Origin of the sequence: Psychrobacillus sp. MER TA 171, assembly GCF_023713305.1 — a bacterium.
In the GTDB taxonomy this organism is placed as follows: Bacteria; Bacillota; Bacilli; order Bacillales_A; family Planococcaceae; genus Psychrobacillus.
In genome coordinates this window covers 360,388-373,612 of sequence record NZ_JAMAWN010000001.1, presented here as the reverse complement: position 1 = coordinate 373,612, position 13,225 = coordinate 360,388, and the positions used below count along the sequence as shown (strand labels likewise).

12 protein-coding genes are annotated in these 13,225 nt (G+C 36.2%); 7 read left to right on the top strand and 5 right to left on the bottom strand.

Annotated features, from left to right (window positions below):
• Positions 1-14: 14 nt before the first annotated feature.
• Positions 15-1,040, bottom strand: a complete 1,026-nt coding sequence (locus tag M3627_RS01650; RefSeq protein ID WP_251552731.1) for a DctP family TRAP transporter solute-binding subunit — start codon at positions 1,038-1,040, stop codon at positions 15-17.
• On the bottom strand, positions 1,037-1,705 hold the full coding sequence (locus M3627_RS01645; RefSeq protein ID WP_251552730.1) for a GntR family transcriptional regulator: 669 nt from the start codon (positions 1,703-1,705) through the stop codon (positions 1,037-1,039). The genes M3627_RS01650 and M3627_RS01645 overlap by 4 nt, the downstream gene beginning before the upstream one ends.
• A 105-nt stretch (positions 1,706-1,810) precedes the next feature.
• On the opposite strand from M3627_RS01645, the gene M3627_RS01640 reads away from it, so the two are divergent.
• A complete protein-coding gene (locus tag M3627_RS01640) occupies positions 1,811-3,175 on the top strand; it encodes an FAD-binding oxidoreductase (protein WP_251552728.1) in 1,365 nt (454 codons plus the stop codon).
• A 116-nt stretch (positions 3,176-3,291) separates the two neighbouring features.
• Here the strand turns inward: M3627_RS01640 and guaC are convergent, their stop codons facing one another.
• Positions 3,292-4,275, bottom strand: a complete 984-nt coding sequence (gene guaC, locus M3627_RS01635) for a GMP reductase (RefSeq protein ID WP_169358774.1) — start codon at positions 4,273-4,275, stop codon at positions 3,292-3,294.
• Between the two features lie 322 nt (positions 4,276-4,597).
• On the opposite strand from guaC, the gene M3627_RS01630 reads away from it, so the two are divergent.
• Together M3627_RS01630 and M3627_RS01625 are read left to right on the top strand one after the other, a co-directional pair.
• Positions 4,598-4,774, top strand: a complete 177-nt coding sequence (locus M3627_RS01630; RefSeq protein ID WP_169358773.1) for a hypothetical protein — start codon at positions 4,598-4,600, stop codon at positions 4,772-4,774.
• Between the two features lie 262 nt (positions 4,775-5,036).
• The gene (locus tag M3627_RS01625) at positions 5,037-7,028 is read left to right on the top strand and encodes a thioredoxin domain-containing protein (protein WP_251552724.1); all 1,992 of its coding nucleotides are present in this window, start codon (positions 5,037-5,039) and stop codon (positions 7,026-7,028) included.
• 21 nt (positions 7,029-7,049) lie between these two features.
• On the opposite strand, the gene M3627_RS01620 is transcribed toward M3627_RS01625, so the two are convergent.
• Positions 7,050-7,247, bottom strand: coding sequence for a hypothetical protein (locus M3627_RS01620; RefSeq protein ID WP_169358771.1), 198 nt, complete (start codon positions 7,245-7,247; stop codon positions 7,050-7,052).
• A 209-nt stretch (positions 7,248-7,456) separates the two neighbouring features.
• Here M3627_RS01620 and M3627_RS01615 point away from each other — a divergent pair, with 209 nt between their 5' ends.
• The 4 genes from M3627_RS01615 to menC all read left to right on the top strand — a co-directional run bounded on the left by M3627_RS01615 (position 7,457) and on the right by menC (position 10,302).
• Positions 7,457-7,606 (top strand): hypothetical protein, encoded by a 150-nt coding sequence (locus tag M3627_RS01615; protein WP_169358770.1) that lies wholly within the window; start codon positions 7,457-7,459, stop codon positions 7,604-7,606.
• Between the two features lie 337 nt (positions 7,607-7,943).
• Positions 7,944-8,804, top strand: a complete 861-nt coding sequence (locus M3627_RS21000; protein WP_169358769.1) for an SIS domain-containing protein — start codon at positions 7,944-7,946, stop codon at positions 8,802-8,804.
• 71 nt (positions 8,805-8,875) lie between these two features.
• Entirely contained in the window at positions 8,876-9,166 is a 291-nt protein-coding gene (locus M3627_RS01605) for a hypothetical protein (protein WP_169358768.1), read from the top strand.
• A 26-nt stretch (positions 9,167-9,192) separates the two neighbouring features.
• Positions 9,193-10,302 (top strand): o-succinylbenzoate synthase, encoded by a 1,110-nt coding sequence (menC, locus tag M3627_RS01600; protein WP_251552721.1) that lies wholly within the window; start codon positions 9,193-9,195, stop codon positions 10,300-10,302.
• A gap of 496 nt (positions 10,303-10,798) precedes the next feature.
• On the opposite strand, the gene M3627_RS01595 is transcribed toward menC, so the two are convergent.
• On the bottom strand, positions 10,799-13,114 hold the full coding sequence (locus M3627_RS01595; RefSeq protein WP_251552720.1) for a 5'-nucleotidase C-terminal domain-containing protein: 2,316 nt from the start codon (positions 13,112-13,114) through the stop codon (positions 10,799-10,801).
• Positions 13,115-13,225 lie beyond the last annotated feature (111 nt).

Here is a 13,225-nt window from a genome sequence, read left to right as displayed (position 1 = left end):
TCACCCCTGCTCTATTATTGATTGTTTGCTTCTTCTGCCATATTAACTAAATCTTCTCCTATTTCAGCCACGTATTTGTCATATACGGATTGAGTTGCGGCCTTGAACTCGTCCCGTTGCTCATCAGTCAGCTCATTTACTTGCATGCCCTCTTCTTTTAATTTCTCAAGAAATTCTACATCTTGCTTTTGAGCAATTTCACGTTGCTCTGTTCGATACTCTTCAGATGCAGTTTGCACTAGCTCCTGCAAATCGTCTGGTAAACTATTAAAGAAGTCATTGTTCATCAACAAAATAGTTGCAGCATAGACGTGGCTAGTTAAAGTTAGATATTCCTGAACCTCGTAAAACTTGTTTGTATAATATAAAGAAATGGGTGATTCCATTGCTTCATATGTATTTTGTTGCAGTGCCGTGTATAATTCCCCAAAAGCAAAAGGTGAGGCATTGGCACCAAAAGCTTTAAATGTGTCTGTATGTACTGGGTTTTCTAATGTTCGATATTTTAAGCCCTTTAAATCTTCTATTCCCTCTATTGGTCCCTCGTTATTAGACATATGACGGAATCCATTCTCCGCAAAAACAAGTCCCTTCATATCATTGCTCTCTAACTCTGCAAGAAGTTTATCACCTAATTCACCATCAAGTGCTCGATAAGCTGCATCATGGTCATTAAACAAAAACGGTAAGTCAAAAACCATAAACTTTTTATTGAAAGAAGCTAATGGTGCTACTGCTGGAATAGTCATTTCAATATTACCTAACTGTACCGCTTCAATTCCTTCACGATCGGATGCATATAATTGTCCATTTGGATATAGTTCAACTTTTAAACGTCCATCCGATTCTTCCTCTAACTTTTCTTTAAAAGACTTAGCTGCTAGATGAGTAGATTGCTCTTCAGATACTAAGTATGCAATTCGAAGTGTATATTGCTCTTGTTCCTCCCCTGAGCTAGATGTTGACGTACTTGTTGATGGCCTTCCACATGCGCTTAACGTAAGTAGGGTGATCAGTAGTATAGCTAATAATTTTTTCATTTCTTTTCCTCCTCATTGAAATATAATAAAAATCTTCTTTCTACATTATCTAGGTGAATTGCCATAAGTTGTTTAGCCAAATCGTTATCTTGTACCCGCAGGGCCCGTACTATCTCTTCATGCTCATAATAAGCCTCCTCTGCGCTGACCTCTAATGTATTGGAAAGAATCAGAAAAGCACGATTACTTCCAGCGTTAGCATCATTTATCAGTTCACCCAGCTTTCTGTTGGGTCCTATACTTCCAATCAGCAAATGAAACTGTTGATCTAAGTCGTTAAATGTGTTGTATCTTTCCTCTTTAATGGAAGTTAATTGCTCCACAAGATTTTCTTCTAATGCACACAATACTTCCCCGGAAATATAATTTGCATTTTGGTCAATATTATATATTTCTAATAATCTACGTATTTCCATATAATGTAGCCCGTCTTCTTTTGTAAAGGTTGCTACAATTGCCGGTTTAGCCTTATTTACTTCAACTAGGCCCTCAGCCGCTAATCTTTTTAAAGCTTCACGCAAGGGAGTTCGACTAATCCCTAAATCTAACGCTAACTTTTCTTCCGGTAATTCTTCCTGCTGTGCTAGTTTTCCACTAATGATAGCGTCCTTTAAAGCATTAAATGCTTGATCAGCTAAAGATTCTTTTGGAGAAAGCTTTTTCAAAATAATTTCTCCTTCCTGTATACTGTATACATGAATAATATATTATGTTAATATTATTGTAAATAAATATTTTGAATTTTTAGATATACAGGAGGATTGTCATTTATGGAAGCACATCTATTTGACCAATTTGAAGAGGTACTAGGAAAAGAGAAAATAAGTAAAAGTGAATCAGAATTATATAGACATAGTCGAGATGAATCCTCCCACCCTTTTGTGGAGCCGGATTTTGTAATCTTTCCGGATAGTGTAGAAGACATTGTTAGTGTTCTTAAAATAGCTAATGAACAAAAGGTACCTGTTACTCCATATGGCGCTGGCTCAGGCCTTGAAGGTCAAGCGATTCCAATTCACAAGGGGAATTCTATTAGTTTTGATAATATGAAAAAAATAATAGAATTTAATCCTGAGGATATGATGGTTACTGTGGAGCCAGGTATCACACGTCTACAGCTAAACCATTTTGTTAATAAGCACGGTCTTTACTTTCCAATTGATCCTGGTGCTGATGCCTCCATTGGAGGAATGGTCGCAAATAATGCAAGTGGAACGACCGCTGTACGATACGGCTCAATGAGAGATCAAATTTTAGATTTAGAAGTTGTTCTAGCAAATGGTACCGTTATCCATACAGGATCCAAGGCAAAAAAATCTTCCTCAGGCTATAACTTAAATGGAATTATGGCTGGATCAGAAGGAACGTTAGGAGTAATTACAAAGGTTACTTTAAAACTCCACGGTATTCCAGAGAAAGTGATTGCTGCTCGTTGTACATTTGAAACACCTGGGAGCTGTGCAGAAGCTGCTCAAGCAGTTTTATCGTGTGGGATTCCGGTACTTAGAATGGAATTAGTAGATGCTGAAAGTATAAAACAAGTAAATGTATATGGGGATTATGGATTCCCAGAAGAGCACTCTCTATTCTTTGAATTTGCAGGTACTCCGAATATCGTGGAAGAAGAAGCAACAGTAGTTGAAGAGTTAATGAAGGATTTAGGATGCAGCAATTGGGAGCGCGCCAATTCCCCAAAAGACCGAGCTGACATTTGGAAGGCTCGTCATGAGCTCTCTTATGCCTATAAGCATATTAAAGGAAAAGATAACACTGGAGCTGACGCATGTGTGCCTATCTCTAAGCTAGCAGAAATGGTCGTTTTTGGTCGCACGCTAATAGAGGAAAGTGGTCTCCTAGGTGGCGTCTTCGGACATGTTGGTGATGGTAATTTCCACACGATGGTCATGTACGACCCTAACGATACAACAGAAGTAGCAAAAGCCAAGTATACAAATGATCAGATTGCTTTAAAAGCAATAGACTTAGGTGGCAGTTGTACAGGGGAGCACGGAGTTGGAGTCGGTAAAATGAAATACCAGCTTAAGGAGCATGGTGAGGCAGTGGAGCTAATGAAGTCTATTAAATTATTATTTGATCCAAATGGAATTTTAAACCCTGGGAAAATATTTATTTAGTTCTTCGTATTTTTATGTAATAACACGAATAATTAGTAGAAAGTAGTAATATATGCTTTCGAGTAAATTTAAAAGGACTGCTCAGTTTAATTCACTGTGCAGTCCTTTTTTTAAAATTAATATACCTTATCTCCATTAAAAATGGAGTTTTTCACAACGACATAATCTACATTACGAATAGCGTCCAATTTGTTTCCGCCTGCATACGAAATGGAAGATTGTAAATCCTGCTCCATTTCTCTTAAAGTATCCTCAAGATGTCCTTTATGCTCGACGAACATTTTTTTACCTTCGACGTTTTTCTTCTCGCCTTTTTGAAATTCAGAAGCAGATCCGAAGTATTCTTTAAAACGTTTTCCATCTTTTTCAATCGTAACTCCAGGAGATTCCTCATGACCAGCAAAAAGTGAACCGACCATTACCATGGATGCACCAAATCGAACAGATTTAGCTATATCGCCATGTGTACGAATACCGCCATCCGCTATGATTGGTTTACTAGCAGCTTTTGCACACCAGCGTAATGCAGCTAACTGCCATCCACCAGTTCCAAAGCCTGTTTTAATCTTTGTAATACAAACCTTACCTGGTCCAATCCCAACTTTAGTAGCGTCTGCTCCAGCATTTTCTAACTCCCGTACAGCCTCTGGAGTTCCTACATTTCCTGCAATCACAAAGCTTTTTGGCAAATAACTTTTAATATGCTTAATCATATTAATCACGGCATTAGAATGACCATGTGCAATATCTATTGTAATAAATTCAGGCACTAATGACTTGCTCGCTAATTCCTCTATGAAATGATATTCTTCCTCTTTGACACCAACACTTATCGAAGCAATCAAGCCTTTAGATTGCATATCCTTAATAAAATCTATACGCTTTTCTGGCTGAAATCGGTGCATGATATAAAAGTATCCTTTTTCAGCTAAATACAAAGCTATTTTTTCATCTATAATTGTTTGCATGTTTGCAGGGACTACCGGTAATTTAAATTTATACCCACCTAACGAAACTGTTGTATCACATTCCGAACGACTGTTAACCACACATTTCGCAGGAATTAATTGAATATCCTCATAATCAAATACGTTTTCCACGCCTCAACACTCCCAAACACGAATATTTATATTAAAAACTAAGGTAATTGTTCGCCCATTTGATAATTTACATGATTTCTCCACTCTTGTCAAAGACTTTTAGGGAAAAACATGAATATTAGGAACGAAGACATAGGAGCATTTGTATGAAAGGGCATGAAAATAACGTGAAGGAGCGATGTATAGTAAATAAAAAGGTTTATAACTAACCATTAAATAAAATAGTGCCTACTCGTGTGAATTAAGAAATTATTTTGTAGACAGGCACGAGCGGAATCCATTACTAATCTATTTCATATGTAAGAGAGAGGAGGTTTTTATTATGTTGCCAGCTATACTATTACAGTTTGCTTACCTATTTATTTTTATATGGTCAGTAGCTATGCTAGTACAAGACTTTCAAGGGACACAAAAAAACTGGTTAACGGTTTTATTGCACATATCTGTAGCAATCGTTTCCCTCAACTATTTACTTGTGTCACTCGGCGTAAGTATTTAGCAATTGTAAAGAATCCTGTTTACCTAAGCGTAAACAGGATTCTTTTTTTCTTCATCAATAAAACTTAGCTCCTTTAAGTTATTAAAAGAACTTTAGTCATTTTATTTTCTATTAAAGTTTCGCTTTATTTACATAGAAAAATTATGAAATTGATGCCATTAAAATTCATCTATACAAGAGATATTTTCAACAAATAAAGAGTAACTAATTAGCAGTAAGGGTAAAGTATTAATAACATTTAAAGCCAGAAAGTGGGATGTTCATGTCGTCACAATGTCACAATAGATTATCCAAAGAAAAATCTCCCTATTTACTTCAGCATGCCAATAATCCTGTTGATTGGTTTCCATGGGGAGAGGAAGCTTTTGAAAAAGCTCACAAGGAAAACAAGCCTCTGTTTGTAAGTATTGGCTATAGTACATGCCACTGGTGTCACGTAATGGAAAGAGAATCGTTCGAGGATCAAGAGGTCGCTGACATATTAAATAAGCATTTCATATCGATTAAAGTAGATCGTGAAGAAAGACCGGATATTGACTCGGTATATATGACTATTTGTCAAATGCTAACTGGAGAAAGCGGCTGGCCACTCCATGTTTTTCTAACACCTGACCAAAAGCCTTTTTACGCGGGAACCTATTTTCCAAAGGAACAAAAATACGGGAAACCAGGACTGTTAGATTTATTGCCTCGCTTACATAAAGCATATGAAAATGAATTTGATCAACTAGAAGAAGTAAGTGAAAAACTAATAGAAGCCTTTCAAGTAACTAATACAACTAACAACCATACAGCTATAGAGCCAAATATAATAGAAACTGCCTTTCATCAGTTAGCTGGTATGTTCGATTCTCAGCACGGAGGCTTCGGTAAAGAACCTAAGTTTCCCTCCCCTCTACAGCTGCTCTTTTTAATGAGGTATTATCATGAAACTAATGAGGATGATGCCCTTCATATGGTTGAAATTACATTGGATGGTATTGCTCGTGGTGGAATTTCCGATCATCTTGGTGGTGGATTTGCTAGATACTCAACGGATGAAATGTGGCTTACTCCACATTTTGAGAAAATGCTCTATGACCAGGCATTACTTTTAATGGCATATACGGAGGCTTATCAAATTACTAGAATCCCTCAATATGAAGAAGTTGTATACAACACTGTTAAATTTGTTGAACGAGAAATGACTCATCCCGAAGGTCCATTCTATTCAGCAATTGATGCGGACAGTGAAGGTGAAGAAGGAACTTATTATGTTTGGTCTTTTCAGGAAGTAATACAAGTCTTGGGTGAGGATGAGGGTACACTTTTTGCAAGATCCTATGATATTACAGAAGAAGGTAATTTTGATGGAAGAAATATACCTAATTTAATCTATACTGATATTGCTTCTATTCTAGAGGAATTTAATATATCGGAGGATGAATGGGAAGAACGATTAGATGCTTCTAAAGCTATTCTATTAGAGCATCGTCAGAACAGGCCCTACCCACATATTGACGACAAAATAATTACCTCATGGAATGGATTAATGGCTGCCGCTCTCGCCAAAGCTGGAGCAGCTTTTACGAATCCTCACTTTATAAGCTCTGCAAAAAGAGCTTTGCAATTTATTGAAAATCATCTTATTAAGGAAAACGTTTTATACGCAACTTATAGAGATGGTGAAGCGAAGAACGTTGCTTATTTGGATGATTATGCAAATTTGTTGTGGGCATATGTTGAGCTTTATGAAGCAACGGATGAGGAAGAGTATTTAGAGAAGGCAAAACAGATAGCCTCAGAGATCATGGACAACTTTAAAGATGAAGTAAATGGTGGATTTTATTTTACGAGTACGCGTGGAGAAAAACTAATTGTTCGAGAAAAAATAATTATGGATCAAATTATTCCTGCTGGGAACGGGACAATCGCTTGGCAGTTTTGGAGGTTAGCTAAAATTACCGACAATCCAGACATGCTTCAACTAGCTGAAAATACTATTTCCACTTTTGCAGAGGAAATTACACTTTATCCTACCTCTCTATTGTCTTCGCTAATGGCATTCCAGACATTAAATAGCAAAGGAAGAGAAATTAAGTTAATTGGTAACCCAATAAGCGATATCTTAAAGGTGCTTCAGACAACATATAGACCGTTCGATATTTGGTCAACCACAGCGCCTTTAGAAACCTTGTCGGTAGAAATTTGTCAAAATAATAGTTGCCATGCACCACTTAAAGATATAGAAAAAGTCATTAAAGAAATAACTTAAATAAATTTCAAGGAGAAGACATCAAGAGTGGTCTTCTTTTTTTGGTATGTGAATATACATCTCAATCAGCTTTACTTTTTCACTCAACTCAATTAAAGCTCGCATTATTTGTTGCTGGTCGATTTTTGTCATGCTAGTTTGATGCACCATTTGTTCTACTGACTTTTCCACATGAATTATACTTTTATTCATTCCATCTACAAAATGTTGAACCGACATTAATAGACCTCCTTCTTTTTTATTATTTTACTCTATCTACTTTTTTCTGCAATTTTCAGAATTAAATATATATCGTGATTATGACATAATGCGATGATATACGCATAAATAATAGAATTTTAGCCTCAATTTACAGAACGAAATTTTTTTTTGGACTTTTTTCTTTTCCGCTAGAATATATTGAAGTAAAAGTTGAGAGGGGATATTGGTTGAGCTCAAATTCAAATCCTGTTGATTCTAATGAAATGAAAAGAAGGCAAGATTTAGATGAAATTGCCTCCCTTAATATGATTGGAGAAGGCTGTCCATTTTTTGACGAAGAAGAAAAAATAGTTCAGGAGAAAAAAGAGAATAAATAACTATCCCCCACCATACGTGGGGTTTTTTATTGGGTTGCGCGGAAATGCAGTTGTGAAATTTTTATGAACTTGATTGGATTAGCTAAAACCGTTGACTTAAAACATAAATCAATTAACTTTCACCTATAAATAAGAACATTCTGTACCTTATGGTTTGTGTCCTTTATAAAAAAAAGGATTTTATATATATACATTGATATACACTATTTAAAACTCCTATCTAAAAAAAGTAATTGTAATGAATGGAATATTATGATAAATTAAGCATTATCAGAAATTGAAGCTTAACCTTCAAACGACATAAAAAATAACGCCTTAACTTCAAAAGGAGAACCCCGTGCAATTACAAAATCTTATTCGTGAAAATTTTGTTACTATGTCTAAAAGCCAAAAAAAAATGGCTACTTATGTATTAGATCATCCTCGGGATATAGCGCTTTGTTCGGCTGCCGAATTAGGAGGAAGAATAGGAATAAGTGAATCTACTGTTATTCGATTTTCCTATACACTTGGCTTTTCCGGTTATGTAGAACTTCAAAAGCTTATGCGTGAACATTATTTTATCAACGAATCCTCAACCAGTCCTTACCAATACACAGAAATTGAATTATCTAAGGAAGAAAGCTTTCATAGACAAGTCATGGAAAAAGATATTCAATCTATTCAAGCTACTATGGATCAAATCGATGCCGCATCTTATTACGCAGCGGTACAAAGACTTTCAAAGGCAAAATCAATATATGTATTAGGCCTTCGTACCTCCTACCCTGCCGCCAATTGGCTTTCCTTTTCAATTGGTTTAGTAAAAGAAAATGTTCACTTTATGAGACCGGACACAGAAGATGTGATTAGGACCATTGCTAGCATGAATTCAAATTCGGTAGTAATTATTATATCGTTTCACCGTTATTTGAAAGAAACGCTTCAAATTGCAGAATTAGTTAGAAAGCAAAAGGCTTATATTATTGGCATAAGTGATTCTATGCTTGCCCCTATACATGAATATAGCGATGTGTTATTCCCAGTATCTACACAAAACAAGTCAACCTTTGATGCCGTTGCACCTTTGTTTTCTTTTATGAATGCTATTGTTTCAGGGTTAATAGTGGAACAAAAGGATGCCTTTAAAAATAGACAGCTGATGTATCAAAGTATCCCAAGTCATTTTCTTTTTGAAGGTGCCGATGAAAATTCTTAATTTTAGTAGGATATCAATGAAATTAAGTATAAAAAGTGGTAGATTAAGAGTAAGAAAGCGGAGGATAATCGATGCCGGAGAATACAAAGTTTACACAGCCTTTTCACATTGACTTTACAGAAAATAATTATCCTGTCTTAATCGAGCCACGCATATTTGTACCGACTGAGGAAGCTTATGAAGTGCCAATTCCTCAACTGATTCAAGAAATGCGGGTCACAGAGCCTGATCTAGCATTAAAATGGGACCTTCAGATTAGAAAAATCATACAAACTCTATTCATTGAAAATTATTCCATAATTGCTGTTCGTAAAACTAACGAACCGGTGAATTATTATCAGTTTATAAAAAAAATGAAATAACCTCCCAATTAAGGAGCTCTATAAAAATGATTATAAAAAAAGTAAAATTACATCATCTAAATATGACGATGAAAAATTCGTTTGTAACAAGCTTTGGCAGTATACAGGAGAAGCCTTTTTTATTAGTCGAAGTTATGGACGAAAGTGGAAATACCGGCTGGGGTGAGTCTACCGCCTTTCATGCCCCTTGGTATAACGAGGAAACCTTTCAAACTAATTTACATATTATAAAGGATTTCTTAATCCCGTTACTATTAAATAGGAATATAAATCACCCAGATGAAGTGTCTGCTATATTTTCCCCTATTCGTAAAAACAATATGGCTAAGGCTGCGATAGAAGGTGCTGTTTGGGATCTTTACGCAAAAAGAAATAGTCTTCCTTTATCTCAAGCACTTGGTGGGACCTTCAAAAATATCGAAGTGGGAGTCAGCATTGGCTTACAAAAGAGTTCTGATGAACTTATAAGTGTCGTAAAGAATTACGTGCAGGCAGGGTATAAACGTATTAAAGTGAAAATTAAACCCGGAAGCGATATTTCTTTAATCTCTGCTCTAAGAGAAGCGTTTCCCGAATTACCTTTAATGGCAGATGCTAATTCAGCCTATACCTTAGATGACATAGAAATATTTAGGCAGCTTGATCAATATAATCTTTTAATGATCGAGCAGCCTTTAGGTTACGATGATATAGTTGACCACTCAAAACTTCAACGAGAAATTAAAACACCTATTTGCTTAGACGAAAGCATCCTGTCACTTGAAGATGTAAAGAAAGCCATAGAATTAGGTAGCGCTAAAGTTATTAATATAAAAATAAGTCGCGTCGGGGGACTTACAGAAGCAAAAAAAATTCATGACTATTGCTTAGAAAAAAATATACCAGTTTGGTGTGGTGGAATGCTGGAGGCTGGTATTGGTCGTGCACATAATATTGCACTTGCCTCATTACCTAACTTTACGTTTCCGGGAGACACATCGAGTTCATCCCGTTATTGGGAGGAGGATATTATTACTCCTGAAGTCGTTGCCAAGGATGGATATATTACAGTGCCGACAGGCTATGGGATAGGCTATGAGCCGAATTTAGAATCTATAAAGAAATTCACGGAGAACTGTTGGGAATTTAAAGCATAGAAAATATCTTCATTTAAAAAAGGGCTGTAAGTGCAAACTACACTTACAGCCCTATTGTCATGTGTTTTTCGATGATTCTTCGACAAACAATCCTTTTTAAAAAATATTACGTATACTTGTTCCCTCCTACTTATTCTCATCTAAAAAGAGGGTGGGACAAAACTCTACTCAAAAATAAAAAGCCTCGAAAATTTTACGACCTTGTAAATTTTTCGAGGCTTCTATTCAAATATACCTGTAGTTGTTTTCCGTTACAGTGGACGCTTTCCGGGGGCACGGCTTCAATCTCCTCGTCGCTTCGCTCCTGCGGGGCTTTCAGCTCGTGCTGTTCCCCCAGGAGTCGCCACCTCCACTTCAAACAACTAAAATTGAAAGGTTTCTTACAAGAAATTGTGCGGACCTTTAAAATGAAGTAAAAACATGAAATCGAGTTTCCGTTTCATGTTTTTTAATTTATAGACTAGTTACGTCCCAGCCTCCTTGAAAAAAGTTAAGACTATTTTTTTACATCTACAATTCTACCTTCTATTTCTGTAGGTATTTTATCAAGGGATTCAAACTGTTCTCTTAAATTTTCCCAATCAGAAAGACCTAAGTCAGTTACTTTACCAGCTTTATAAATTTTCTCGAAAACATCGTAGCTGTCTCCACCCTTAGCTGTAAACGCATTGGTAGCAATTACATAAGTCTCTGTATCCTTCACGTCTACTAATTTACCATCAGCACCAAAGTATTTAATAGAAACAACTCTTTCACCCGCTGGCTTCGATGAGTCAAATTCTACCTTACCTCCAGCAACGTGTAAGAATCCTCCATTTTCCTTTGGATATGATTTAAAGCTGATCTCAAATGCAGCCTTCAGGTCAGCACCACTGATTTCCATTGTCGCTAATGTATTACCGAAAGGAAGTACCGTAATTACGTCACCAACAGTGATTGGTCCTGCTTTAATATCTGAACGAATTCCTCCACCATTTTGAAGTGCCATGATTACTTTGGCATCATACTTTTTAGCTTTTGCTAACATTCCATCTGTAATTATATTGCCGAGGATCGTTTCATTTTTACGTACGCTTGACTGTGAATCATCACCACTTAGGCGAGGATTTTCTAAATCTTTATCTGTAGTTACTCCAATTTCTTTTGATTCAACTTCTTTAACTATCGTGGAGTACTTTTCGATAAGCTTAAGGGCTTCCTCATCATCTTTTTGATCTTTTATCGGTATTAAAGCACCTTCATGAGCTATTACTTTACCATCTTTATCGAAGTCTACCTCTAAAGTGCCTAGGAATTCGCTATATTGATATGCTTGCACAATCACGGTAGGATCTTTCTCAACACCCTTACTGTCTTTATTAACAATCACAGGCTTGTCCAGCTGTGTATGACTGTGTCCACCAACAATTACATCGATTCCTGTGACAGCGGCTGCTAGCATCAAATCATTATCTACTGCTGGGTTGTCATCGTAACCAATATGAGTAACTGCCATTACTTTGTTAATTCCTTGTTTTTCAAACTCATCTACCATCGTTTGAGCTGCTTTAATGTAGTCTGTAAATTTCACTTTTTCTGGACTTGAAATTCCTTCTGTTTCAGCAGTCGTTAAACCAAAGATACCAACTTTTTGACCGTTAATTTCTTTTACGATACCACTGTAGATTTGTCCATTTTTAGGGTCCGATGATACTTTTACATTAAATAGCCCATTGAATAAATCATCTTGAGAGAAGTCTACGTTGGAGCTAACAAATGGGAAATTGGATTTCTCGATAAACTCTTTTAAAGCTTTATGTCCCTCAGGAGAAGACCCTAAATCAAATTCGTGGTTACCAAACGTCATCACATCATAGTTCATGAGATTCATCATTTCTACGTCTGCTTGTCCCTTGAATTCGTTAAAGTACAGTGTACCAGTCAATACATCTCCTGCATCTACAAGTAGGGCATCTGGATGCAACGTTCTATATTCTTTCACTGCCGTGACACGTTTTGGCCCTTTTTCTACGTGGCCATGTGTATCATTGACATGCATAACAGATAGAGTGAAGTCTGCATCTACATGATCAGCTAATGCATGAACCATCTCTAAAAGCTGTTTAACTGCAGGAAGATCCTTGTCACTTGGTAGTCTGTCAAGAAGTGGCTGGATTGTTTCAATTACTTTATTTGCTTCCTCTGTTTTATCTGCAGTCAGTAATGCCTGCGCTTGCTTAACCTTCATATAAACGGTCACCGGAACCATCAATTCGTTTCTTACTTCATTAGCTGGATCCTTGTATTGAGTTAGCAATAGATGACGAGCATCTCTTCCAGTAAAACGATAAAGTATTGCAGTTCTTGTTTTTAATTGGGCAGAAAGCTTGTGATAGCCTTTCTCAATTTTTTCCCAGTCGTTATCCGCTTCAGCAGCTTCAATTTCTTTCATAATTGGTGTTAAATATTTGTCTGCATAGTTATAAGCATCGATATAGGGAATAAGTCCTTTTGTCACTCGTTCAGCATATAATTCATTTAAGCTTTTTAAAAGAGCAGATTTATTTTTTACATTCGATTTATTAATTTCATTTCTTGCTTTTTGATAATTGGCTTTAGCTTTGTTTAAAATAGGATACAACTCTTTGCTCGTTGCCAATTTCCCTGTTTGAGCAGGTGTGTTATAAGAATAGGATGCTTGTTTGATGTCTTTTCTGGCATTATCTACTACCTGTTGAAAAGATGTACTTGCGAAGGAAATGCTTGAAGCTGAGAATAATGATGTAGCTACGATTGCGGCTACTGCAGTCTGTTTAATTTTTTTGTTTCTCATGTCTTACCTCCTAATATGATATGTATAAATGCTCCTACTAATAGATTCATATACTACTAAAAGTTATCTCAATTCGACTATTTACGCAAGACATTTTCTAATTATTTAAAA